The organism is Flavobacterium fragile (assembly GCF_023634865.1).
Classification (GTDB): Bacteria; Bacteroidota; Bacteroidia; order Flavobacteriales; family Flavobacteriaceae; genus Flavobacterium; species Flavobacterium fragile.
The window spans coordinates 14,112-39,879 of the sequence record NZ_JAMLJN010000004.1 but is presented as its reverse complement, the minus strand read 5'-3'; the positions used below and the strand labels follow the sequence as shown (position 1 = coordinate 39,879).

Below are 25,768 nucleotides of genomic sequence, written 5' to 3'. Positions count from 1 at the left end.
AAAAAAAACTGATTGTTTTAAAACAATCAGGTTCCTAACTAAACAAATATGAAAATGAAATGATTATTTATTCTCTTTTTTTTTCTTTTCTAAACTATCAATTAATGGATTAACACCACCGTCATACATGGCTTTCATCATCCAATTGACTGCCCAATTGGTTTTTTCTGGAGTTCCTCCCTCGATGGGTGGATTGGGGTCATATTCCATATCGAGCATAATCGCTTGTGCATATTTATCACCATAAATATCTTTCATAATGGCCAAAGACATATCCATACCAGCTGTAACTCCGGCACTTGTCCAATATTTTCCATCTTTTGTATAGCGTTCATTGGCTGGAATGGCTTTGTATTTCTTTAAAAATTCTTCTTCTCTGTACCAATTGGTAGAAGCTTTTTTGTTTTCTAGCAAACCAGTTGCACCAAGTACCCAAACCCCTGTGCAAACTGCACCCGTATATTTGGTAGTTTTGTCAATTTTTCTAATCCATTGGTGTAAATTGTCGTCGTAGGCTGCTTCGATTGTCCCTGTAAACCCGCCTGGAATAATCAGAATATCTAATTGACTAATGGAATCAATTGTGGTGTTGGGCACAATTTCAACTCCCATTACGGTTTTTATATTTCCTTTTTTAATACTGATTAATTGCGTTTTTACACCCATAGCTTGACCCAAAACATATCGAGGACCCATTACATCTAAATCATAAACACCATCATACACTAAAATGCCAATGGTTTTAATATCGAATTTTGGTTTTCCAAAAATCAACTCCATTGAATTGACATGGTTTTCCGGACTAAAATTATCGATTTCCTTTGCAATTTTTAGGGAATCTACTTTGGTCATCGTTACTTTTTCGGGAGTTTTTTCAACGGTCTCGTCTTTACATGAAATGACAAGTGATGTAATAAATAGTAAAACGATTATTTTTCTCATTTGTTTGAATATTAAAAATGGGCGAAACTAAGTAACGCCCATTTTGATTATTAAAATCTTGCAGATAATGTTACTCCAATTTGTGCAGGCATTGCGGCTCTTGAAGCTCTACCGAAACTGGTGTCGGCACTTCCATAGGCTAAGAACTTTTCATTAGTTAAATTTCTAGTCCATAAAAACAATCCATAATTACTATATGTTAATCCAAAACGTGTATTCACTATATGATACGTTGGTTGGTATAATGAATTTTGAATGTCTGTGTAGAAACCACCTATATTTCTGTACTCCGCACGAAACAATAAATTGACATTTTCAGATGTTTGAATAGAATATTCAGCTGCTGTGAAAAAAGTTGTTTTAGGTGCATTCGCTAATTTATTTCCTCCAATAGGAACCGCTTCCCCAAATCGTAATAATGAAAAATCTTCATATTCTGCATCATTAATAGAGTAAGCAAAATCTAATTGTAACCCTTTTAATGGAATCACATTGGCTTCAACTTCGATACCTTTTGAATAAGCATCACCCACATTTTCACGAGCAAATGTGAAAGGAGCCACATTGTTGAAAAATTGTAAATCTTGCCAATTTATTAAATAACCGGCTATATTAAATTAATGCGGTTATTCCAAAAAGCAGTTTTAAAACCTACTTCAAAATTATCGGAATATTCAGGATCAAAATCTTGGTGAACACCCGCAGGCAAACCTCCTTGTGCATTTACACCACCTGCTCTAAAACCGCGAGTATAAGTAGCATAGGCATTCGCATTTTTGGTAAAGCTATACATCACCGCTGCTTTTGGAGAAAAAGCATTAAAAGAGGCCGATTTTGTTTGATCAGGATTAATTTGGGTAAACACACCGTCAACAAAAACCGCATCACCAAAACCGTTAAAAGTAGCTTCCCTTTCTTCAATATCATAACGAGCACCCGCAGTTATTTTTAATTTTTCTAACACTTTATAGCTCACTTCACCAAAAGCTGCATAACCACTGTTATTACTTCTATTTCTAAAAATAGTAAAATTGTTAGGAGCATTTTCAAAGGCTAAATTAGTAGAAGGTTCATATCCAACTTGTTTAAATCCAAAAAGACCGGCAACATATTGCAATTTATTTTCTTTATTGGTAGAATTGATACGAAACTCTTGACTCAACACTTCTTGTGGTGGAAGCTTTTCACCAATTGCGCTGTTGAAAAAAGAATGATAAATACCAGGAAAATCAATATCCTGAAACGATAAACTTATTTGTTGAAAAGAACTGATTGAAGTTAAATCGAAGTTTTTAGCTTTGTATTTACCTGTTAATGAACAGTTGGTGATATTACGTTCGTGTCTTCCAATACGTGATAGATTAATTACGGTTGGGGTTTCTAAAGCAATAGTTTCATTCGCTTGAGACACAAAAAATCCAGATTCATTTGAGAAATCTCTTTGTGTTTTTACGTTGGCAGTTAGACTAAATTTATCGGTCACTAACCATTTTAAAAACGCATTACCATAGGTGTTTTCTTCCCCTCCAACGGTTCTACCATTCAAACTTGCGTCTGTAGCAGTAGTACCCGTGATGTCATTTTTCATAAATCCATCTCTTACTTGAAACAAGCCATTGATTCCGAAAAATAGTTTGTCCTTTATTAAAGGAGTTTTGAAACCAGCAGAATAACGCTGTAAAGCAAAATTGCCGCTTTCAATTTCAACAAATCCTGTAGTTTTATTAGTGGGTTGTTTAGTAAAAATATTAACAACACCACCCATAGCATTTCTACCAAATAGAGTACTTTGCGGACCACGCAGCACTTCAATTCGTTCTACATCTGTTAAGGCAAAACCACCAGCAAGAATATCTAATAAATTAACATCATCGATATAAGTAGAGACAGCCGGGTTTTCGCTGAATACTTGAATACCTCTAATAGACTGTAAGGCTTGAAATCCTACACCTAATTCTTGGTAAAGGTAATTAGGAACACGACCGGTCAAATCAGATACAGTAACTAACCGCGAATTAGTAACTGATTTTGCTGAAATGGAAGTTACAGCAACCGGAACTTCGATATTTCTTTGTTCCGATTTGTTTGCTGTTACAATTACCTCCTCTAATGTTTGAACTTTTAACGTGTCTTTTACTTGGGCTACTGCAAAATTACAGGTAAAGAAAAAAGACATTACGATAACCAAATTTTTTAGTTTCATATTATTTTTATAAGTTGTTTAATGATTTGCAAATTTACTTCAACATAAATTGGATTCGTTTTCATAAAAGCGACATCTATTTCGTTTTTCAATTCAAATTATTACTTAATGATGCTCTTCATTCGTACATAGTCCAACAATTTCATGAAAAATATCGTGTAATTTTGACAAAGCTTCGGTAATTTCTTTATCTGATTTATTGTTTATTACCAATTGATGGAGTTTTTTACTGTCATTTGCCAATCGTTCTACTGCATCTTTGATTTTGGGAGAGCTAAATTCATTAGGAATTTCAGATTTTAATAATATACTGGCTTTTTCCATCATTTCACTGGAGTGTTTTTTGATTGGCTCTAAATTTCCTTCTTCACTTGGGTGAAAGGTTTGCGACATTACTTTATGAAACTCTTTTATGGCTGGCCATGAGTCAAATTTTGATTTGTTTTGTGCAGTTGAAATAGTTGTAGTAACAATCAATAAGCCTACGATTAATGCTAATTTTCTCATTGTTTAAAATTTTAATTTGTTTATTATTTATTAGAAATTATTTTTTTGTTTTTATAATATTGGATTATTTTTTTGTTTGAAGTAAAAAAGAGTAAAAATCCACTTAAGGTAGTCAATAGACCAAAAACGGAGAATATCCTAAGTGTTACATTGTTAATGTTATCTTTTCCTTCATAATCCATGGTGTGAGTCATCCACAAAAAATCAAAAATTCTCCATCGATCATGTCGAATCGATTGAAATTTTCCGTCTTCTTTTGATACATAGGCACAAACATTATCTTTACCGTGATAGGAGATTTTATAAACTGGAGTCTTTTTGTTTCTGTACTCGTCTTTTTTTGATACTTCCTCTAAAAGTTCAACTTTTTCTATTTTTAAACTAGGAATTACGTGCCTTTTGGCAATTTGTACAGCTTCGGTTTTAGAAATTCCATTTTTAAATTTTCCGTTTTTTGCATTGACCAAAATAGAATCGTTAACCCAATAAAAAGGCGAATCATTAATGTTTCTTATTTCCAATGATTTTATTTTAGGTAACAAAATTTGTGAAGAAAGCAAAAGGTTATCAAAATAAACCGGTTTATTCTCTAATCGAAACGTATCACCATGTATATCATCGAGATTGGTCCAACTAAAATATAGACCGCTAATGGTCCAAAATAAAAATTGTATTCCAATGATTACTCCAAGGTAGCGATGAGTTTTTCTGTTTAATTTGCTGAATTTCATGAGATTTATTTTATTGATTTGCTGCCTTTCTAAACTGTTCAGGAGTTGTTTGTGTTTGCTTTTTAAAAAATGTAATGAAATAAGAAACATTTTCAAACCCTAAATCGTGAGCAATTTCATTTACAGATAAATTCGTGTAATGAAGAAGTCGTTGAGCTTCAATAGTTATTTTTTTTCTAATGATATCTCCAGCTGTTTTGCTCACTTCATTTTTGCAAATTTTGTTGAGATAATTTGGTGTTATGTGCAATTTCTCAGCGTAGAATGATGGCATTTTATGTTCTTTGTAATGTTGTTCAACTAATTTCTCAAATTCCTTAATCTTTTCGTTTTTGTTAGTATGCGTTTTTACACTTATCTGAGGGTTATAAATACGTTCTAATTGTACTAACACAATATTCAAATATGAGCGAAGTGCTTTTGTTTTCTCTTTAAGAGCAGCATTATATTCATAATCAAACAATTCAAAAAAGGTTTGTAAATGTTCTTTTTGAAAAGAATTTAGAGAAAGGTAAGGTTTACAACCTTTCTCAAAAAATGAAAAATCGCTAAGTGAATTATTATTATAACGCAACGAAAAAAATGTTTCGGTAAAAGAAATAATTTTACCTGATGTGTCAGGTTGTAAATTTATTTTAGAAATGCAATTAGGTTGAATAATAACAACTTTAGGGCAATTAAAATAAATTTTATGATTATCAATTTCAATTTCACCCATGCACGAATCTACAAACAAAATAGAATAAAAATTTTGCTTGTGTGATTCTTCTACAAATGGAAATTTCGAATTAAATCCTTTTAAGGAATCATAAAAAATATCACAATTACTTTTGCTAAAATCCACCAAATCACATATCAAGACATGACTTGACTGCATAATGGTTAGTTTTAAATTAATAATTACAGGTAATTATTAAGCTAACTCTGGGGGATTTTCAAATTTAAAAAGGAAGGATGAATAGTAAATGTCTTTATGTGAGTCAACTATTTTTTTGGAATTTGTTGGAATCAATCGTTTACTTTCTTTGCCATTTAGAACTGACAAAACAAAAAAGCTTTCTTTTTCGATTTTTAGTAAACTCTTTTGGTTTTCTTTTTGTTCTTTACTTAGTTCACTATCTAAGTAACATTTACCTTTACACGTTGGGATTTTATCAAATCGATTAATACATATATTTTTAGCAATATAATCCCTATTGATATGAAATGAAGATATTATCCAAAAACTTTTTGTTATTTGGATAGTAAAAATAAAAAGTAAAAAAATGACAATTACTTTTTTCATTTCAATTATTCGTCTAATAATATTTTTATATCATTAATTAAGCGTTTTGTTTCTTCAGGGTTGGTGCCATCATAAACTCCTCTGATGTGTTTATTCTTATCAACTAGTAAGAAACCGCCACCATGAACTAAACCTCCAGGTTCATTTTCGTCCGGATAAGCTGTTGTGAAATAGCTTTTTGTGGCAATATTAAAAATACTGTCTTTGTTTCCGGTAACAAAATGCCAATTTTCATTTAAAGAGAGTGATGACTTAAAGTCTTTTAATCTTGATGTACTATCCCTTTCAGGATCAATTGTATGAGATAAATAATTAACTTTTGGGTTGTTTTTATACACTTCATACACTTTATTGAGCTCAAAATTCATTTTGGGACAAATTGTTGGGCAAGAAAGAAAAATAAAATCGGCTATATAAATTTTACTTTCAAAAGTCTTATTTGTAATTACCACACTATCTTGGTTGATAAATGAAAAATCCATAATCGTTGGATAGATAGTATCATTAACTTTTATGATAGGATTTCCCAAATAAGGTAATCTATCTGGTTTTTGTGAACAACCAAAAGTTATCAATAAAAATAAAAGCCAAATGATTTTTTTCATTTGGCAAATGTAAGCATTTGTTTAGTTTTATGCTATTTTGTTTTTAAAGTCTTTACTTTTAAAGCTATAAAATAAACTAAATTGATACATTTTGTTTTTTTACTATTGATGATAAAGTAAACTTCTCTTTTAAGATCTTCATATCTTCACTAACTTTTCTGTCTAATACTTTAGCGTAATGTTGAGTTGTGTGGAGGTTTTTATGGCCAAGCATTTTGCTAACGGTTTCAATTGGAACTCCATTTGTCAATGTTACTGATGTTGCAAATGTGTGTCTAGCCATGTGGAAAGTTATTTCTTTTGGGATGTCACATAAATCACCAATTTCTTTTAAATAAGCATTCATTTTTTGATTTGTTAAGATTGGTAAAATACTATCATCATTTAAACATTTCGGATGACTTTCGTATTTATTAATTATTTCTTGGGCAATAGGTAATACTGGTATTTTTGATTTTGTATCTGTTTTTTGACGGTTTTTGAAAATCCATTTCTCTCCATCAATGCCTATACCAATATGATCCTTTTTCAATCCTTTTACATCAATGTAGGCTAAACCAGTGTAGCAAGAAAAAATGAAAATATCTCTAACTAGTTGTAGTCTTTCTGATGAAATTTTCTTGTTGTAGATTTTCAACAATTCCTCTTCAGTCAAAAAGTCTCTTTCAACTTCTTTCATTTTACCTTCATATCGAGTAGTAGGGTCTTTATCTAACCAATCATTATCTAAACAAATCTTAATGATTTTTCTAAAATTTCTAACATATTTAACAGCTGTATTGTTGTTGCATTTTTTTACACTTCTCAAATAAAATTCAAACTCGGTTACAAATGCATAGTCGATTTTATTGATGCTTATATCATTCACATTGTATTTCCAAAGGATAAACTCCTGTAGATGTTTCAATGAAATTTTAAATCGTTCTAAAGTTCCATAAGCGTAACCATTTCCAATCAAATCTTTAATTTTATCATTATGGCTTTGATAAATTGGAATGATCATTCGCTCACGTTCTTGTGCTCCAGTTAGTTTTGATTTAAAATTTTCAATTGTCAAATCTTCATTTTTGTGAATTAATTCCATCTGAATGTCAAAAATTTTAGATTTCATTAAATCAAGATAGTTATTTATTGTCCTGGCTTCTTCTGAATTACCTTTCATTTTTGATTGTTCTGAGGACCATTTTGATTTTTCAATGAATTTTTTAGTACTGAATTCAAAACGTTCTCCGTTTACAGTTAACCTGAAATAAATTGGCAATTGACCATTTTTGTTGGCTTTTGAAGTTTTTGCATAAATATGCACAGTAATTTTTGCTTTCATGGTGGTGACCTTTTAATTAGTATTCAATTTAATTTTTAAACTTTTAGCAAACAAGATGTACACTTTTTGAACCAGTATTAAACTGGTTGTTAGTACGGTGTTTACAGTGCTTTAGAGAATTTAGCGAGACCCAAAATTGTAGAAATTTTTAGGGTCTCGATTTTGTCCCTTTAGCATTAAGATTGAATGAATAATTTGGTATATGTCCCAAAGCAAAAAGCCGATAAATCATAAGATTTATCGGCTTTTGAAACCATTTGTTTTTAAATGTGTGGGCGATGAGGGGTTCGAACCCCCGACCCCCTCGGTGTAAACGAGGTGCTCTGAACCAGCTGAGCTAATCGCCCCAATAAAGTGCTTTACTATTTCTGTATTGCGAGTGCAAATATACAAGGAATATTTGTTTCTGCAAGTGTTTCTGTAAAAAAAATTACTTTTTTTCTATCTTTTCTAACAATACTTTATTGGTGTAATTTACCATAGTTATTGTAATTTCTTCATTATTAGTAGTTTTGCCTTCGATAACGTAAATCTTACCTTTTCTATAGGCTTCATTACTTTTTGAAAAATCGACGTCGCCATAGCGTAAACTGTTACGAATATCTTCTAAAGTAACCCATTTTGCATCTAATGATTTTTGTGCAAGTGAATCAATTTCTAATGATTTGCTTCTTAAATCTTTTAAAACACGGCAATTTGGAAAATAGCAAAATTCAACACCTTTGTCAGTGGCTTTGGCTTTTAAAAACCACATCACAAAAACACCACCCAATAATAAGCCAAACAAATAATAAGCTAATCGAAACTGAAATTTCATAAAAAAATAATTTTCGCAAATTTAGTTTAAATAAAGAACAAAAGGAATTTTTTGGTTTAAAAAACAATTAGGTTAATATCGCGATACTCTAAAGTAAACCAATCAGCTATTGCTTTGTTGGTAAGTAATCCGTGATAACTATAAATTCCATTTTTTAAACCTCGATTGCAACGTATGGCACTCTCAATTCCGCCATCTTCAGCGATTTGCAATAAAAATGGTGATATAATATTACTGATCGACATAGATGCCGTTTTAGAATAACGAGAAGGGATATTCGGAACACAATAGTGAATTACTCCGTTTTTAATGAAAGTTGGTTTTTCATGCGTAGTTACCTCGGAAGTTTCAAAACAACCACCGGTATCGATACTTACATCCACAATAACGGCACCTTTTTTCATGTGTTCTACCATGGTTTCTGTAACCACAACTGGAGCTCTGTTTTTTCCTTTCATGGCACCAATGGCAACGTCACAACGTCTTAATGCCTTTAAAAGTGATTTTTCTTGAATAGTTGAAGTGAAAATTCTTTGATTTAAGGTATTTTGTAAACGACGTAATTTGGTAATCGAATTGTCAAATACTTTTACATGTGCACCTAACCCTAATGCTGTTCTTGCAGCGTACTCTGCAACCGTTCCGGCACCAATAATAACAACTTTAGTAGGAGGAACACCAGTAATATTTCCGAAAAGTAACCCTTTGCCAATATTTTCGCCAATCATTAATTCAGAAGCAATTAATATGGAAGCCGTACCTGCTATTTCAGATAGGGATTTTACCGCTGGATAAGAGCCATCTTCATCTTTAATAAATTCAAAGGCTAAAGCCGTAATTTTCTTATTAGCAAGAGCTTCAAAATATTCTTTTTTTTGTGTTTTTAATTGAATAGCCGAAATAACTATCGTTTGCGGATTCATCATTTCAATTTCAGTAAGAGTAGGTGGCTCTACTTTTAAAATCATGGGGCAACCCAATACTTTTTTTGTGTCTTGAGTAATTTCGGCACCTGCATCGCTGTATTCTTTGTCGGTATAACTTGAAGTTTCTCCAGCGCCTGATTCTAACATAACACGATGACCATGTGAAACTAATGAAGAAACAGCATCGGGTGTTAGGCAAATTCTTCTTTCTTGATAGGATGTTTCTTTTGGAATTCCTATAAATAATTCACTTTTATGACGCGCTACTTCAAGTTTTTCTTCTTGTGGAAGCAATTGTGAAGCAGAAAAAGGAGTATATATCGACATTACTTTTGATTTTGAGGCTCTAAATTAGGAATAATTTTAGACTTGGGAAACGGAATCATAAAAAAAGAGAATAGAAGTTGGTCACTATTCTCTTTAAGATTTAATTTTTTAACGTTAATTCACGTTTACCATTTGGTAAGATTTTTATGGAAATGCTTGCATGATCTATTGGAATTAAATTTGGGGTTTTTTCAGGCCATTCTATAAAGCACCAATTGTCAGAATAGAAATATTCGTCTAATCCCATATCATATCCTTCTTCTTCCGAATTTAAACGATATAAATCGAAGTGATATACCGTCTCACCTTCAAAAGTTCTGTATTCGTTTACTAAAGAAAATGTTGGACTACTTGAATTATCTTTCACGCCTAATTCTTTTACCAATTCTTTAATCAAAGTCGTTTTTCCAGCACCCATTTGTGCATGAAACGTGATGATTTTCTTTAACGAAGGTGTAGCAAGAATTTGTTTTGCAATGGCATTTATTTCTTCTAAACTGTAAATTACGATCATATGTAAAATCAAGTATTACTTAATTATCTTGGTTCTAAAATTAAAAACGGAATAATCATTTCCTCTAATGAAATTCCTCCATGTTGATAGGTATTTCGGTAATAACTTACATAGTGATTGTAGTTATTCACATAAGCCAAAAATAAATCGTTTTTTGCAAAAATGAAAGAGCTACTCATGTTTAGTGCTGGTAATCCAATTTTCTTTGGATCTTTCACAGCATAAACGTCTTTGTCTTCATAAGTTAAGCTTCTTCCAGTTTTGTAGCGAAGGTTTAAACTCGTGTTTTTATCACCAATCACTTTTGATGGATTTTTGCAATTAATTGTTCCGTGATCGGTAGTTAAAATTAATCTAAATCCTTGTTTTTGTGCTTGTTGTATAATATCAAGTAAAGGAGAGTTTTTAAACCAGCTCACGGTTAAAGAACGATAGGCCTTATCATCAGATGCTAATTCTTTAACTACTTCCATTTCGGTTTTAGCATGAGAAAGCATATCAACAAAATTGTAAACAATCGTTGTTAAATCATTATTTTTTAATGTTTTAAAGTTTTCTGCCAGTTTTTTTCCGTCTTTGAAATTAGTAATTTTATAATATTCTTGTTTTATGGTTAATCCTAAACGTTTTAGTTGTTCCGTCAAAAATTCACCCTCGTACAAGTTTTTTCCACCATCATCCACATCATTTTTCCAATATTGTGGAAATTTTTTCTCCATTTCTAATGGCAACAAACCTGAGAAAATAGCATTTCTAGCATATTGAGTTGCCGTAGGAAGAATAGAATAGTAGCTTACTTCTTTTTCTAATTTGTAATAATTATTTATTATATTTTCAAAAGCTTTCCATTGGTCATATCGTAAATTATCTATAACGACAAACAAAATGGGTTTGTCTTTTTTACGAATTTCTGGTGCAACAAATTGTCCAAAAACTTTATGTGAAAGAACCGGTGCATCATCAGGATCTTGAATCCAATCTTCATAATTACGCTCTATAAATTTTCCAAATTGGACATTCGCTTCGGTTTTCTGACTTTCTAAGATTTCTACCATGCTTTGGTCTTCGATGTTTTCCAACTCTAATTCCCAAAACAATAGTTTCTTGTACAATTCGACCCAATCTTCATAAGAATTCACTATTGCCATATCCATTGCAATTTTTCGGAATTCTTTCTGATAATCCAAAGTTGTCTTTTCTGAAACTAATCGTGAATGGTCTAAATTCTTTTTCAAACTCAATAAAATCTGATTTGGATTTACTGGTTTTATCAAATAATCGGCAATTTTAGAACCGATTGCTTCTTCCATGATATATTCTTCTTCACTTTTGGTAATCATAATTACTGGGACTGAAGATTTCTTTTCTTTTAATTCAGATAAGGTTTCTAAACCACTTAAACCAGGCATATTTTCATCTAAGAAAACAATATCAAAATTATTTTCTTCAAACAAATCAATAGCATCTTGTCCGTTATTGCAAGTAGTTACGTGATAATTTTTCTTTTCTAAAAACAAGATATGGGGCTTCAATAAATCAATTTCATCGTCAACCCAAAGTATTTTTATCTGACTCATATTTCTTAATTTGTGTGCAAGTTACTATTTATTAAACGAGGTTTGTATTAAATATTGTATAAATTGTTCAATACTTTTTCAACGATTTCAATTAGTAAAAAATCGTTACATTTGTTACTAAAATTATCAAATTGTGAGCCAAACTAACAAACTCAAAATATTTAACGATCCTATTTATGGTTTTATTACCATTCCTAATAGTTTAATTTACGATTTAATTCAGCATCCTTATTTTCAGCGTTTACGAAGAATTTCCCAAATGGGAATGTCCTATTTGGTGTATCCGGGTGCGCATCATACGCGTTTTCATCATGCTTTGGGGTGTATGCATATTATGCAAAAAGCGGTTCAAACTTTGCAATTTAAAGGTGTTTCTATTTCGGAAGAAGAAGAAAATGCTTTGTACATTGCGATTTTGCTTCACGATATTGGTCATGGTCCATACAGTCACGCAATGGAACATAGTATTGTGGAAGAAGTGCATCATGAAGAATTATCGTTATTATTTATGGAGCAGTTGAACAAAGAATTTGATGGAAAATTAAGTTTAGCAATCCAAGTTTTTAAAGGTGAATATAACAGAAAATTCATGTTGCAATTGATTTCAAGTCAGCTGGATATGGATCGAATGGATTATCTAAAACGTGATAGTTTTTACAGCGGTGTGGCTGAAGGAAATATCAACAGCGAACGTTTGATTCAAATGATGAATGTTCAAGATGATTTTTTGGTAATTGAGGAAAAGGGAATTTATTCCGTAGAAAAGTTTTTAGTAGCTCGAAGATTGATGTATTGGCAAGCCTATTTGCACAAAACCAGTGTTGTTGCGGAATTAATCTTAACTAAAATTCTAAAGCGTGCCAAAGAATTAACCCAAAAAGGAATTCTTTTGCCTTGCAGCGAACCGTTGCAATTCTTTTTGCAGCATAAAATTTCATTAGTAGATTTCGATAAAAGTGTGTTAGATAAGTTTTCTTATTTGGATGATTATGATGTAATGGGGGCAATAAAAGCATGGCAATTTGAAGATGATTTTGTGATACAATCGCTATGTAAAATGATTTTGAATCGTGATTTACTAAAGATTCAAATGACAGATGATAAACCAAACAAAGAAAATTTGTTAGCTTTAAAAGAAAAATTAATATCACAAACCAAAATTTCAGATAAAGAGGCAGATTATTTTGTATTTAAAGGGAAATTAAAAAATGAGGCTTACAGTAAGTCAAGTGAGCCTATTCGTATTTTAAAAAAGGACAAATCCATAGAGGATGTTGTGGAAGCTTCTGATCAATTGCATTTGAAAGCGTTATCGAAACCTGTGACAAAATATTTTATTTGTTTCCCAAAAGTCTTGATAGAACGTTAACATTTTAATTAAATTTTATATTTTTGCCAAGATGAAGTGGTTTCATGCGGTTTTAAAACCTTATAAATTAATTTAATGAAGTTTACAGCAGCTCAAATAGCAGGAATTTTACAAGGCGAAGTAGTAGGCAATCCAGAAGTGGAAGTTTATAAATTAGCTAAAATCGAAGAAGGTACAGAAGGTTCTTTAACATTTCTTGCTAATCCTAAATATATCAATCATATTTATTCTACTCAAGCATCGGTTACTATTGTTAATAATACTTTTGAGCCTGAACAAGAAATATCAACTACTTTAATAAAAGTTGAAGATGCTTATAAAGCTTTCTCTCAGTTATTAGAATATTATAACCAAGTAAAATTGATGAAATCTGGAATTGAACATCCTTCTGTTATTTCGGAAGATGTCACTTACGGATCTGATTTATATTTGGGCAGTTTTTGTTACATTGGTAAAAATGTAAAAATTGGTAAAAATGTAAAAATTTATCCAAACAGTTTTATTGGTGATAACGTTGTTATAGGTAACAATTGTGTGTTTTTTGCCGGTGTAAGAATATATTCTGAAACAGTAATAGGAAACAATTGTACCATACATTCTGGAACTATAATTGGTTCTGACGGATTTGGATTTGCTCCTCAAGAAGATGGTACTTATAAAAAAGTTCCTCAAATTGGCAATGTAATCATTGAAGATAATGTTGAAATTGGTGCTTGTTCTACTATCGACAGAGCAACTCTTGGTTCAACAATCATTAGAAATGGAGTAAAATTAGATAATCATATCCAGGTTGCTCATAACGTTGAAATAGGAGAAAACACTGTTATTGCTTCACAAACTGGAATAGCGGGTTCTACTAAAATTGGAAAAAATTGTATGATTGGTGGTCAAGTGGGAATTGTAGGACATATTACCATTGGAAATAATGTGAAAATACAAGCACAATCTGGAATAGGAAAAAGTTTAGCTGACGGAGAAGTAGTTCAAGGTACACCAGCATTTAACTATGGTGATTTTGCGAAATCATTTGTTCATTTCAAAAACTTACCTAAAATTGTTGCGGATATCGAAAATTTAAAAAAACAATAATTCAAAAATAAATTTATAACCATGGTTAAACAAAAAACCATCGCTAACGAAATTTCTTTACAAGGGGTTGGCCTTCATACAGGGCAAGAAGTTACAATGACTTTTAAACCAGCTCCTGTTAATAATGGATACACATTTGTTAGAGTTGATTTAGAGGGACAGCCCATTATTGAAGCTGATGCTAATTATGTAGTGAATACACAACGTGGCACTAATTTGGAAAAGAGAGGTGTCATGATTCAAACACCCGAACATGTTTTGGCGGCTGTTGTAGGTTGTGATTTAGATAATATAATTATTGAATTAAATGCTTCTGAGCTTCCTATAATGGATGGTTCTTCAAAATATTTTGTAGAAGCTATTGAAAAAGCAGGCGTAGTTGAACAAGAAGCTGAACGAAAAATTTATGTAGTTAAAGAAGTTATTTCTTACTTAGATGAAGCTACAGGAAGCGAAATTACAGTTATTCCCTCTGAAGAATATTGTGTAACTGCAATGGTAGATTTTGGTACCAAAGTTTTAGGGACTCAAAATGCAACGATGAAAGGAATTAAAGATTTTAAATCGGAAGTTGCTGATTGTAGAACATTTAGTTTTTTACACGAGTTAGAAGCTTTGTTGAATAATGGTTTGATCAAAGGAGGAGATTTGAATAATGCTATTGTTTATGTAGATAAAGAAATATCTTCTGAAACAATGGAAAATTTAAAAAAAGCTTTTAATAAAGATTCAATTTCGGTTAAACCTAACGGAATTCTTGACAACTTAACCCTACACTTTCCTAATGAAGCGGCTCGTCATAAGTTATTAGATGTAGTAGGAGATTTATCCTTAATTGGAACTCGAATTCAGGGTAAGGTTATCGCAAATAAACCAGGTCATTATGTAAACACACAGTTTGCAAAAAAAATGGCAAAAATTATTAAAACAGAAGAACGAAATAACGTTCCTCAATATGATATAAATAAAGAGCCAGTTTTAGATATTCATGGGATTATGAATTTGTTACCTCATCGTCCACCATTCTTATTAGTTGATAAAATTTTAGAATTAACCGATACACATGTGGTGGGTTTGAAAAATGTAACAATGAATGAAGATTTCTTTGTTGGGCATTTCCCTGGGGCACCTGTAATGCCCGGAGTTTTACAAATTGAAGCAATGGCACAAACAGGAGGAATTTTAATTTTAAGTTCAGTTCCTGATCCAGAAAATTACTTGACTTATTTTATGAAAATTGATAACGTTAAGTTCAAAAATAAAGTTTTACCAGGGGATACCTTATTCTTTAAATGTGATTTGTTATCACCGATTAGAAGAGGAATTTGTCATATGCAAGCTTATGCATACGCAAATGGGAAATTAGTTTCAGAAGCCGAATTAATGGCACAAATAGTTAAAGTAAAATAAAATATATGAATCAACCATTAGCTTATGTGCACCCCGGTGCCAAAATAGCAAGAAACGTAGTAATCGATCCATTTACTACTATTCATAACAATGTTGAAATAGGTGAGGGAACTTGGATTGGTTCAAATGTAACCATTATGGAAGGTGCTCGAATAGGTAAAAATTGTAATATATTCCCTGGTGCCGTAATTTCTGCAGTACCACAAGATTTAAAATTTGGTGGAGAAGATTCATTAGCAGTCATTGGAGATAATACTACCATAAGAGAATGTGTAACTATTAATAGAGGAACTGTAGCCTCAGGTCAGACTGTAATTGGTAAAAATTGTTTGATTATGGCAACTGCGCACATAGCACATGATTGTCATATTGGTGATAATGCTATTATTGTTAATGGTGTGGCTTTAGCAGGACATGTTACTGTTGGAAATTTTGCCATCATTGGAGGTTTAGCTGCAGTTCATCAATTTATCTCTATTGGAGATCATGCTATGATTTCTGGTGGTTCATTAGTACGTAAAGATGTTCCTCCTTATACCAAAGCAGCAAAAGAACCACTTTCTTACGTGGGAATCAACTCAGTAGGATTAAGAAGAAGAGGTTTCTCAACTGAAAAAATCAGAGAAATTCAGGATATTTACCGAATTTTATATCAAAAAAACTACAATACTTCTCAAGCGGTTAGTATCATTGAAGCTGAAATGGAAGCTACACCAGAAAGAGATGAGATTTTAGATTTCATACGAAATTCTTCTCGAGGAATTATGAAGGGATATACAAGTTCAATTTAAAATTTAAAAATAGTTAATAAACATAAATAATTACAATGGCAACAACTGCAGATATTAGAAACGGATTATGTATTAAGTATAACAATGATATTTACAAAATCATTGAGTTTTTACATGTTAAACCTGGAAAAGGTCCAGCTTTCGTAAGAACTAAATTAAAATCATTGACAAATGGTAAAGTTTTAGATAATACGTTTTCAGCAGGGCATAAAATTGAAGAAGTTCGTGTAGAAACGCATACTTTCCAATATTTATATGCTGAAGGAGATCAGTTTCACTTCATGAACAACGAATCTTTTGAACAAATTACGTTAGACAAAAAAGTATTAGATGCTCCCGATTTATTAAAAGAAGGAACAAACGTAATGATTCAAATCAATGCTGAAACTGAAGTGCCTTTATCAGTTGATATGCCAGCTTCTATTATTTTAGAAGTGACTTATGCTGAGCCAGGAGTTAAAGGAAATACAGCTACAAATGCTACAAAACCAGCAACTGTAGAAACAGGAGCTACTGTAAACGTTCCGTTGTTTATCAATGAAGGAGATAAAATCAAAATTGATACAGCAACTGGAAACTATATGGAAAGAGTAAAAGAATAATTGATAGTAAAAAGTAAAGAGTAATTAGTAAATAACCAAAAACTAATTACTCTTTTATATTTTGCTAATCACTAATTACTATTCACTAATCACTTTTTAATGAAATTTCCAAAAGTTTATCCTCTAAAAGATATTGCCCAAATTATCAATTGTAATTTTGTGGGTGATGCCGATTTTCCAGTTCACGGTATGAATGAAATTCATGTGGTAGAACCCGGAGATATTGTATTTGTTGATCATCCAAAATATTACGATAAAGCACTTCAATCGGCAGCTACTATTGTTTTAATTAACAAAGAAGTGGAATGTCCAGAAGGAAAAGCGTTATTGATTTCTGATGATCCTTTTAGAGATTTTAATAAACTTACAAAATATTTCAGACCTTTTCATCCTTCGCAAATAACCATATCTGATTCGGCCACAATAGGAGAAGGAACGATTATTCAACCTAATTGCTTCATCGGACATAATGTGCAAATTGGTAAAAACTGCTTGATTCACGCTAATGTTACAATTTATGACAATACCATTATTGGTGATAACGTAATGATTCATGCCGGAACTATACTTGGTGCAGATGCTTTTTATTACAAAAAACGTCCAGAAGGTTTTGATCAATTATTGTCGGGTGGGCGAGTGGTGATTGAAGATAATGTAGGAATCGGAGCATTATGCACTATTGACAAAGGAGTAACTGGTGATACCACTATCGGATCTGGAACTAAAATTGACAATCAAGTGCATGTAGGCCATGATACAGTGATTGGAAAAAAATGTTTGATAGCCTCACAAACAGGAATCGCCGGTTGTGTAGTTATTGAAGATGAGGTTACGCTATGGGGGCAGGTTGGTACTACAAGTGGTATAATCATAGGTTCAAAAGCTGTTGTTTTGGGACAAACTGGTGTGACGAAATCCATCGAAGGCGGCAAAACTTATTTTGGTACTCCTATTGAAGAATCTCGTGAGAAATTAAAACAATTAGCTAATGTAAAACGAATTCCAGAAATCATAGAAAAATTAAAGCAAAATGACAAATAGAGAGATAATTGAATTTTTGTATAAAGAAGATGGTGTGCGAAATGACACTTTTTTAAATGAAATTTTGCATGATGATTTTGTATTGGTTTGGGATAGTTCCCATGGAAATGACTCCATGACTAAGGAAGATATCGTTAATTTGGCAAACGAATTAAAACAAAATTACGTTGATTCTTTCATGGAAATCTCACATTTTATTGAAGAAAATAATCAAATTGTGGTAAAATACAATCATAAAGTAACCACAATTGAAAATCCAAGAGAGTTTGTTCAAATTGCAAAAGTAGTGGCCATTTGGGAATTTGAAGATAATAAAATCAAAAAAGGATATCAAATTAGCAAACCTAATTAAAAAAATAACATAAAAAAGAGGTAATTATTTGGTAAAAAACATACTTTTGCATTACATTTTTAAACACAATTTAATTCATATATCATGAGCGTTTTAGTAAATAAAAATTCAAAAATAATTGTACAAGGATTTACAGGTAGCGAAGGAACTTTCCATGCTTCTCAAATGATCGAGTACGGAACAAATGTTGTGGGTGGTGTAACTCCAGGAAAAGGAGGAACTATGCACTTAGATAGACCTGTTTTTAATACTGTTAAAGATGCAGTTGTGAAAGCGGGTGCTGATACTTCTATCATCTTCGTTCCGCCAGCATTTGCTGCTGATGCAATTATGGAAGCTGCTGAAGCTGGAATTAAAGTAATTATTTGTATTACTGAAGGTATTCCGGTAGCAGATATGATTAAAGCGTACGATTACATCAAAGGAAAAGATTGCCGTTTAGTTGGTCCTAACTGTCCTGGTGTTATTACACCAGAAGAAGCTAAAGTTGGTATTATGCCTGGTTTCGTTTTCAAAAAAGGAACTGTTGGTATCGTATCTAAATCAGGTACTTTAACATACGAAGCTGCTGACCAAGTAGTAAAACAAGGTTTAGGAATTACTACAGCTATTGGAATTGGTGGTGACCCAATTATTGGAACTACAACTAAAGAAGCTGTTGAATTATTAATGAATGACCCAGAAACTGAAATCATCATTATGATTGGTGAAATCGGAGGTCAATTAGAAGCTGACGCTGCTCGTTGGATTAAAGCTGACGGAAACCGTAAACCTGTTGTTGGATTCATCGCAGGTGAAACAGCTCCAAAAGGAAGAACAATGGGTCACGCAGGTGCAATCGTTGGTGGTGCTGATGATACAGCAGAAGCTAAAAAACGTATCATGAGAGAAAACGGAATTCACGTGGTAGATTCTCCAGCTGAAATTGGTAAAAAAGTAAAAGAAGTTTTAGGGTAATCCTCAAAACCATATAAAATAAAAAGTCCCGATTTAATCGGGACTTTTTTATATAATTTCAGCACTTAAGCCTGCATCTAATAAAGCAGAACATTGAGGTTTTAACTCTTCTAGAGAACCTGTTTTAACGGTACATTTTCCTTTATAATGTACTAGAATAGCACATTGCTCTGCTTGTAAATCATCATGATTGCATACTCGTATTAAAGTATCAATTACATGATCAAAAGTATTAACATCATCATTGTGTAATACAATTTCATGATTTAAATCAATAGCTTCTTCAACTACAATTTCTTCTTTAACTTTTTCTATTGTACTCATAATCATCTATTATCAGTTGAATAACAAATTTAGAATTTAATTTATAAAATTCAAAATACTATTTTATAAACTTCAATGCCACCCAATTGTTTCTTTCAAATTGTTTTACATACGTTAATCCTTTCGAAGTACAGCTTTCTGAAATTACAGGAATATCTTCCGTATAGAATCCACTTAAAAATAAAATTCCGTTTTCGTTTAAACAAGCTACATACTGTTGCATATCATTTAAAAGTATGTTACGGTTGATGTTTGCAATAATCACATCATATTTTTTACCTATTAATAAAGAAGCATCTCCTTCATAAACCGAAATATGTTTACAATTATTGCGTTCTGCATTTTCAATCGAGTTTAAATAACACCAATTATCAATATCAATAGCATCGATAGGTTGTGCACCTTTCATTTCGGCTAAAATAGCTAAAATGGCAGTTCCACATCCCATATCTAAAGTTTTCTTGCCTACTAAATCTGTTTCTAATAAATGTTGAATCATCATGTGCGTCGTTTCATGATGTCCTGTTCCAAAACTCATTTTAGGTTCGATTACGATGTCGTATTCAGCATTTGTTTTTTCATGAAATGGTGCTCGTACGTGACATTTTCCGTCTACATCAATAGGCTCGAAGTTTTTCTCCCATTCTTCGTTCCAATTAACCTGTTCAATTTCTTCGAAAGTATACTCGATTTTAAATTCTGGATTACTCAAAATTTGAATGTCATCTAAAATGGTTTCATCCCATAAATCCTTTTGTACAAAAGCAGAGATTCCGGTTTCAGTTTCAATAAAACTTTCAAAAGCTTTTTCACCTAATTCCGCAATCAGAATTTCACTTCCTATTTCTAAAGGATGAACTGTAAAATGATATCCTATGTATATGTTTGACATAATTCTTTAATTTTTTGCAAAGGTAGTGTTTAGTTGATATTTAATATTAATTTTGTATAAAATAAACAACAACATAACAAATGAAAAAATTAATTACATTTTTATTACTTGTAATCAGCACCTTTACTTTTGCACAGGACGTAAAAGAACCCTCAAAAGACAACGATGTAAAGTTGGCTGCCTTGCCATATTACAGTTATGGAAAAGGATTAGGAATGACATCACCTGATAGTTTATTTCAATTGAATATTCGTTTTAGAATGCAAAATAGGGTGACTTATTTTGAAAATGAAGGAGAAGATCCTACTTATTCTGGAGAAATTAGACGTTTACGTTTGAGATTTGATGGATATGTTGGAAACCCACACATTTTATATGTAATCCAGTTGTCTTTTGCTCCTGGGGATGTTGGGGAGGTTCATGATGGTGAAAATATTAATATCATTAGAGATGCTGCTATTTTTTATCGACCAAATAAACATTGGAGTTTTCTTTTTGGTCAAACCAAATTACCAGGAAACCGTCAACGTGTCAATTCATCAGGAGCTTTACAGTTAACCGACAGAAGTATCAATAATGCACGTTTTACTATTGATCGTGATTTTGGTTTTCAAGCCTATTATTTGAATGAAAATACAGATAAATTTTCATACAATGTAAAAACGGCTGTTTCAACAGGAGAAGGAAGAAACTGGACAAAATCTGCTGATGACGGAGTGGCATTGACGGGAAAATTAGAATTAATGCCTTTTGGATCGTTTAAAAAAGATGGTACCAATTTTGAAGGAGATGTTGCCCGTGAGGAAAAACCAAGATTATTATTGTCAGGGGCATTTCACCAAAATAACAGAGCTAGAAGAACTCAAGGACAATTAGGTGGCGATTTATTTGAACAAAAAACAATGAAATCGGTATTATTAGATGCAATGTTCAAATATAATGGATGGGCTTTTATGTCGAGTTATATGTCGCGTTCAGCTAAAGATCCAATTGCTTTTAATCCAGAAGATATAACAGAATTCAATTATGTTCCTGTTGGAAATGGAATGGACTATCAATTGAGTTATGTTTTCCCAACGAATTACGAAATTATTGGTCGTTTTTCAACTCAAAATATGCATGACGATATTAAAGCATTAACACCAGATTCCAAACAATACTCGTTAGGTCTTACAAAGTATCTTTGGGAACATGCTTTCAAATTACAAGGAGAAGTTACGTTAAGCGATTTGAATTATTTAGACGGAAGTAATAAACAAAATTGGTACGTTCGTTTTCAATTAGAAATCGGAATCTAAGTTTTAGACATATAGCACAAAGCCACAAGTCAGTGATTGATTTGTGGTTTTTTTGTTTTCATTATTTCGGAATTCTAATTTCTAAATTCTAATTTTTAAAATGATTACCTTTGCACTTTATTTAAATCATTTATGTTACATATAGGAGAGTTCAATACGTTAAAAATACTTAGAGATACTAAAGTTGGTTTGTTTTTAGGAAGCGAAGACACACAAGAAGATGATGTTTTATTGCCAAATAAATATGTGCCAAAAGAATTTACTATTGGCGATAATTTAACGGTTTTTGTGTATTTAGATCACGAAGAACGCCCTGTTGCAACAACTTTGAAACCGTATATCAAGTTGAATGAATTTGCGCATTTAAAAGTAAATTACATCAACAAATTCGGAGCTTTTTTAGATTGGGGATTAGAGAAAGATTTGTTTGTTCCGTTTAAAGAACAAGCGCGTCCAATGGAAGAAGGTAAACGTTATTTGGTGTATATGTTTTTAGATGAAAAAACAAATCGTTTAGTAGCTTCGAGTAAAACCAATCAGTTTTTGAGTAACGAAAATTTAGAGTTACAACGCAACGAAGAGGTGGATATTTTAATTTCTCATATTACCGAAGGCGGAATCAATTGTATCATCAATCAAAAACACAAAGGGTTAGCCTATAAAAATGAAGTATATGATGATGTAAAACCCGGAATGAAAACAAAAGGGTACATCAAAACCATTCGCCCTGATGGTAAAATTGATGTCTTACTTCGTAAAATAGGAGTAGAGGCTATTGAACCTTCTTCACAAGTAATTTTAGACGAATTAAAAGCGAATCGCGGTTTCTTACGTTTAACGGATAATTCACATCCAGAAGACATTAAAACGGTTTTGAAAATGAGTAAAAAGAATTTCAAAAAAGCCGTTGGAAATTTATACAAACAAAAACTTATCGAAATCAAAGAAGACGGGATTTACTTAGTGTAATATGTCGACAAAAAACAAAATATATCTGGTATTAAGTGTTGTTGTTTTATTAATGACATTTGTTGCTATTTTTCAAAATTTTGAAACTATCCATTTTATTGGTTTTGAGACTGAAATCATTTGGATTCCGATTTGGATTGCCGTTGTGGTTTTACCTCTTTTAAATTTATATGAAATTGCTATAAATACTGATGATTATAATAAATATTATTGGTTAGCATTGTTATTAAATGTAATGTCTATCTTTTTTATTTTGAGATATTTCAAAATCGACTTACTTCCCTAAACTTTTCCTAAATTAGAATTTTGTATTCTTTTTATTATTACATTTGTATGTACAAATATTAATTTATGAATCGCAAGAATTTCATAACTTTACTTTCAGGAGGAGTCGCTATGGCAAGTATACAACCGTTCTATGATTGGACAAAAGGATTAGGAGAAGAAGAGGAGAAGATGCCCGTTTTATTCATCGGACACGGTTCACCAATGAATGCTATTGAAGATAATATATTTTCAAAACGTTGGCAACAAATGGGGAAAGAAATTCCAACTCCGAAAGCAGTTGTTGTGGTTTCGGCACATTGGTTAACAAAGGGGACAATGGTAACGGCAATGCCAAATCCAAAAACGATTCACGATTTTGGAGGTTTTCCACAAGCGTTATTTGAGGTACAATATCCAGCTCCGGGAAGTCCAGAATTGGCAACTGAAATTCAAAAATTAATTACCAATCCAGCGGTGGAATTAGACCACGATTGGGGATTAGATCATGGAACTTGGTCCGTTGTAAAACACATGTATCCTAATGCCGATATTCCCGTTTTACAATTGAGTATCGATTATTATAAACCAGCAGCTTATCATTATGAATTGGCAAAACAATTATTAGCACTTCGTAAAAAAGGTGTTTTAATTATCGGAAGTGGTAATATGGTGCACAATTTACGAATGGTAGCTTGGGATAAACTCAACGAACCAGAATACGGATTTGATTGGGCATTAGAAATGAATGATGTTTTTAAAAATAAAATTTCAAATGGTTTTCATAAAGAATTAATTCAATATGAAAAATTACATAAAGCTGCAACGTTAGCTATACCAACACCCGATCATTATTATCCCTTGTTGTACATTTTAGCACTTCAAACAGATAATGATAAAGTAGAATTCTTTAATGATAAAGCGGTTGGAGGTTCGTTAACGATGACTTCGGTGAAAATAGGCTAATTATTCGCCTTCTTCTGCATTAAATTTAAACGGATAATCGCCAAATCTTGGTGCTAAACGTTTTGTTTGATACGTTTTGCGTGTAAACTTGTTAGATAAGGCAATAATAGTTACTGAATCTTTATGAAGTGTAACCATAGAGGAGGTGTTTCCATGCCACCATCCGTTATGAAAAAAGTATTTCTGTCCCGTTTCAAATTCCAACATTCGAATTCCTAATCCGTAATTTTTGATGCCTTTTCTTTCGTAGCTGTAGCCTTTGTACATTTCCTCTTTCATTTTAGCGCTCAAGAATTTGTCGGAATATAAGGCCAAATCAAATTTCAGTAAATCGCGTGGAGTAGAATAGATATTTTTATCACCATATACTTGGTCTAAAAACTCAAAAGCCAAACGCAAATAGTTGTTTTTGTAAGATTGACTCACTTCGTCTTTCTTATTTAAATCATCAAAAACAAAAGTGTTTTTCATATCTAAAGGATCAAAAATCATTTCTTGAAGCACTTTTGGATACGTTTTATTGGTCACTTTTTCGATGATTAAAGCTAATAAAGCATAATTCGTATTGCAATAACCAAAACGCGTTCCAGGTTTAGATTCTAATCCAATGTCTTTAGTTGCTAAAAGCGTTAAGACATCTTGATTGGTTAATGTTTTCTTCTTATCCCAAACACCTTTATCATCTGTAAAATAAGCATAATTTCTCAAACCACTTCGATGACTTAATAACATTCTTACCGTAGTTTCTTCGTGAGGAAATTCCGGTAAAATCGATTTTACTGTAGCATCTAATTCTAGTTTCTTTTGGTCAACCAATTTTAAAACGGTTACAGCCGTAATAATTTTACTTACCGATGCAATATGTAAAGGAGTGTTTTCTTTAATCGAATCGCCTTTTTCTTTGTAGGCATAGCCACTATAATTTTCATATAGGATTTCTCCATTTTTAGCTACTAAAAACGACCCGCTAAAATCTTTTGAATTAAATTTTTTATCATAGAAAGCTTCTACTTCATTTCCCATTCGTTTTTTATAGATGGTGGTTAGAGGAGTAAAGTTTACAGCGTATACAGAAACATTACCTTCTTTATCTTTCAAGGTAGATTCTTTGTTTTCGTCGGGTTTATTTTGGCAATTAAAAAGTAATAGGCTTAAACCTACAAGTACTATTTTATTCAACATAAGGCGTATTCTTAAACGTAATATTGGGATTTAGGCGTTGCAATGTAGCAATAAATTCTTCTTGTTTTTCAGGTGAAATGTAAATATCATCATATTTATTATAGGTAATAATTAAACCAATATGACTCAATGCTGGTTTCCAAATAGTTGGTACGTAAATTCCTTTGTGATATTCAATTTTAGAAATTTTAGTAATATCAATTTTTCCATAAAACGGACCCGATTTCCAATGTAAATCCGAGTTTTCAATTCTATAGTATGTACTTGTAAAGAGCCATAAAAAAAATAAAATAATCAAGAAATGCATCGTAAATAATACAACTAATGGCTCGTACGAGTCTTCAAAAAGAGCAGGAATTGTTAAGAGTAATAAAAATAAGATTACTCCAACATAAATGTATTTGTTTAATTTACTTACTGCCGATTTGAAAATCATTACGATAATATTTTGAAAATCATAAAATTAATGAAAATGATGAAATGCTTGAAAATTACTTTAGATGT

At 31.8% G+C, this 25,768-nt stretch carries 27 protein-coding genes, 1 tRNA gene and 1 pseudogene; 12 read left to right on the top strand and 17 right to left on the bottom strand.

Features of this window, described 5'->3' with window-relative positions:
* Positions 1–63: 63 nt before the first annotated feature.
* From NAT47_RS05955 to porX, 13 genes and pseudogenes are all read right to left on the bottom strand, one after another.
* On the bottom strand, positions 64–942 hold the full coding sequence (locus NAT47_RS05955) for a DJ-1/PfpI family protein (RefSeq protein ID WP_250581432.1): 879 nt from the start codon (positions 940–942) through the stop codon (positions 64–66).
* A 50-nt stretch (positions 943–992) separates the two neighbouring features.
* Positions 993–3,118 (bottom strand): annotated as a pseudogene (locus NAT47_RS12535) (TonB-dependent receptor).
* 132 nt (positions 3,119–3,250) lie between these two features.
* Positions 3,251–3,652, bottom strand: a complete 402-nt coding sequence (locus NAT47_RS05935; protein WP_250581428.1) for a hypothetical protein — start codon at positions 3,650–3,652, stop codon at positions 3,251–3,253.
* A 23-nt stretch (positions 3,653–3,675) separates the two neighbouring features.
* Positions 3,676–4,383, bottom strand: a complete 708-nt coding sequence (locus NAT47_RS05930) for a PepSY domain-containing protein (protein WP_250581426.1) — start codon at positions 4,381–4,383, stop codon at positions 3,676–3,678.
* Positions 4,384–4,393: 10 nt separating this feature from the next.
* On the bottom strand, positions 4,394–5,260 hold the full coding sequence (locus NAT47_RS05925; protein WP_250581424.1) for a helix-turn-helix domain-containing protein: 867 nt from the start codon (positions 5,258–5,260) through the stop codon (positions 4,394–4,396).
* A 36-nt stretch (positions 5,261–5,296) separates the two neighbouring features.
* Positions 5,297–5,668, bottom strand: a complete 372-nt coding sequence (locus NAT47_RS05920) for a hypothetical protein (protein WP_250581422.1) — start codon at positions 5,666–5,668, stop codon at positions 5,297–5,299.
* A 5-nt stretch (positions 5,669–5,673) separates the two neighbouring features.
* Positions 5,674–6,273, bottom strand: a complete 600-nt coding sequence (locus NAT47_RS05915) for an SCO family protein (RefSeq protein ID WP_250581420.1) — start codon at positions 6,271–6,273, stop codon at positions 5,674–5,676.
* 76 nt (positions 6,274–6,349) lie between these two features.
* Complete coding sequence (locus tag NAT47_RS05910) at positions 6,350–7,597, bottom strand: site-specific integrase (RefSeq protein WP_250581418.1); 1,248 nt, start codon at positions 7,595–7,597, stop codon at positions 6,350–6,352.
* Positions 7,598–7,869: 272 nt separating this feature from the next.
* Positions 7,870–7,944, bottom strand: a tRNA-Val gene (locus NAT47_RS05905).
* 83 nt (positions 7,945–8,027) lie between these two features.
* Positions 8,028–8,414 (bottom strand): DUF4258 domain-containing protein, encoded by a 387-nt coding sequence (locus NAT47_RS05900; RefSeq protein ID WP_250581416.1) that lies wholly within the window; start codon positions 8,412–8,414, stop codon positions 8,028–8,030.
* Positions 8,415–8,470: 56 nt separating this feature from the next.
* A complete protein-coding gene (locus NAT47_RS05895; protein WP_250581414.1) occupies positions 8,471–9,667 on the bottom strand; it encodes an alanine dehydrogenase in 1,197 nt (398 codons plus the stop codon).
* A 100-nt stretch (positions 9,668–9,767) separates the two neighbouring features.
* Positions 9,768–10,181, bottom strand: coding sequence for a tRNA (adenosine(37)-N6)-threonylcarbamoyltransferase complex ATPase subunit type 1 TsaE (tsaE, locus tag NAT47_RS05890; RefSeq protein WP_250581412.1), 414 nt, complete (start codon positions 10,179–10,181; stop codon positions 9,768–9,770).
* A 23-nt stretch (positions 10,182–10,204) separates the two neighbouring features.
* Positions 10,205–11,758 (bottom strand): T9SS response regulator signal transducer PorX, encoded by a 1,554-nt coding sequence (gene porX / locus NAT47_RS05885; protein ID WP_250581404.1) that lies wholly within the window; start codon positions 11,756–11,758, stop codon positions 10,205–10,207.
* 133 nt (positions 11,759–11,891) lie between these two features.
* Here porX and NAT47_RS05880 point away from each other — a divergent pair, with 133 nt between their 5' ends.
* The 8 genes from NAT47_RS05880 to sucD all read left to right on the top strand — a co-directional run bounded on the left by NAT47_RS05880 (position 11,892) and on the right by sucD (position 19,369).
* Positions 11,892–13,127 (top strand): HD domain-containing protein, encoded by a 1,236-nt coding sequence (locus tag NAT47_RS05880; RefSeq protein ID WP_250581402.1) that lies wholly within the window; start codon positions 11,892–11,894, stop codon positions 13,125–13,127.
* Between the two features lie 75 nt (positions 13,128–13,202).
* Complete coding sequence (lpxD, locus tag NAT47_RS05875; RefSeq protein WP_250581400.1) at positions 13,203–14,216, top strand: UDP-3-O-(3-hydroxymyristoyl)glucosamine N-acyltransferase; 1,014 nt, start codon at positions 13,203–13,205, stop codon at positions 14,214–14,216.
* A gap of 21 nt (positions 14,217–14,237) precedes the next feature.
* Positions 14,238–15,626, top strand: a complete 1,389-nt coding sequence (locus NAT47_RS05870) for a bifunctional UDP-3-O-[3-hydroxymyristoyl] N-acetylglucosamine deacetylase/3-hydroxyacyl-ACP dehydratase (RefSeq protein ID WP_250581398.1) — start codon at positions 14,238–14,240, stop codon at positions 15,624–15,626.
* Between the two features lie 5 nt (positions 15,627–15,631).
* Complete coding sequence (lpxA, locus tag NAT47_RS05865) at positions 15,632–16,417, top strand: acyl-ACP--UDP-N-acetylglucosamine O-acyltransferase (RefSeq protein ID WP_250581396.1); 786 nt, start codon at positions 15,632–15,634, stop codon at positions 16,415–16,417.
* A 35-nt stretch (positions 16,418–16,452) separates the two neighbouring features.
* On the top strand, positions 16,453–17,019 hold the full coding sequence (gene efp / locus NAT47_RS05860) for an elongation factor P (RefSeq protein WP_250581394.1): 567 nt from the start codon (positions 16,453–16,455) through the stop codon (positions 17,017–17,019).
* Positions 17,020–17,118: 99 nt separating this feature from the next.
* The gene (locus NAT47_RS05855; RefSeq protein ID WP_250581392.1) at positions 17,119–18,060 is read left to right on the top strand and encodes a UDP-3-O-(3-hydroxymyristoyl)glucosamine N-acyltransferase; all 942 of its coding nucleotides are present in this window, start codon (positions 17,119–17,121) and stop codon (positions 18,058–18,060) included.
* Positions 18,050–18,412 carry a nuclear transport factor 2 family protein gene (locus NAT47_RS05850; protein WP_250581389.1) on the top strand — a complete coding sequence of 121 codons (363 nt, stop codon included), beginning with the start codon at positions 18,050–18,052 and terminating at the stop codon, positions 18,410–18,412. Before NAT47_RS05855 ends, NAT47_RS05850 begins: the two co-directional genes overlap by 11 nt.
* Positions 18,413–18,496: 84 nt before the next feature.
* On the top strand, positions 18,497–19,369 hold the full coding sequence (gene sucD, locus NAT47_RS05845) for a succinate--CoA ligase subunit alpha (protein ID WP_250581387.1): 873 nt from the start codon (positions 18,497–18,499) through the stop codon (positions 19,367–19,369).
* Between the two features lie 48 nt (positions 19,370–19,417).
* Here the strand turns inward: sucD and NAT47_RS05840 are convergent, their stop codons facing one another.
* Together NAT47_RS05840 and prmA are read right to left on the bottom strand one after the other, a co-directional pair.
* Complete coding sequence (locus NAT47_RS05840; protein WP_250581385.1) at positions 19,418–19,693, bottom strand: ATP-dependent Clp protease adaptor ClpS; 276 nt, start codon at positions 19,691–19,693, stop codon at positions 19,418–19,420.
* Between the two features lie 58 nt (positions 19,694–19,751).
* On the bottom strand, positions 19,752–20,585 hold the full coding sequence (gene prmA, locus NAT47_RS05835) for a 50S ribosomal protein L11 methyltransferase (RefSeq protein WP_250581383.1): 834 nt from the start codon (positions 20,583–20,585) through the stop codon (positions 19,752–19,754).
* A gap of 80 nt (positions 20,586–20,665) precedes the next feature.
* On the opposite strand from prmA, the gene NAT47_RS05830 reads away from it, so the two are divergent.
* From NAT47_RS05830 to ygiD, 4 genes are all read left to right on the top strand, one after another.
* Positions 20,666–21,883, top strand: coding sequence for a porin (locus tag NAT47_RS05830; protein WP_250581381.1), 1,218 nt, complete (start codon positions 20,666–20,668; stop codon positions 21,881–21,883).
* Between the two features lie 132 nt (positions 21,884–22,015).
* Positions 22,016–22,852 (top strand): CvfB family protein, encoded by an 837-nt coding sequence (locus NAT47_RS05825; RefSeq protein WP_250581379.1) that lies wholly within the window; start codon positions 22,016–22,018, stop codon positions 22,850–22,852.
* Between the two features lies 1 nt (position 22,853).
* Positions 22,854–23,138, top strand: coding sequence for a hypothetical protein (locus NAT47_RS05820; RefSeq protein WP_250581377.1), 285 nt, complete (start codon positions 22,854–22,856; stop codon positions 23,136–23,138).
* Between the two features lie 110 nt (positions 23,139–23,248).
* Entirely contained in the window at positions 23,249–24,082 is an 834-nt protein-coding gene (ygiD, locus tag NAT47_RS05815; protein WP_456298675.1) for a 4,5-DOPA-extradiol-dioxygenase, read from the top strand.
* On the opposite strand, the gene NAT47_RS05810 is transcribed toward ygiD, so the two are convergent.
* Both NAT47_RS05810 and NAT47_RS05805 read right to left on the bottom strand, forming a co-directional pair.
* Positions 24,083–25,264 (bottom strand): serine hydrolase domain-containing protein, encoded by a 1,182-nt coding sequence (locus NAT47_RS05810; RefSeq protein ID WP_250581372.1) that lies wholly within the window; start codon positions 25,262–25,264, stop codon positions 24,083–24,085.
* On the bottom strand, positions 25,254–25,700 hold the full coding sequence (locus NAT47_RS05805; protein WP_250581370.1) for a PH domain-containing protein: 447 nt from the start codon (positions 25,698–25,700) through the stop codon (positions 25,254–25,256). The genes NAT47_RS05810 and NAT47_RS05805 overlap by 11 nt, the downstream gene beginning before the upstream one ends.
* Positions 25,701–25,768 lie beyond the last annotated feature (68 nt).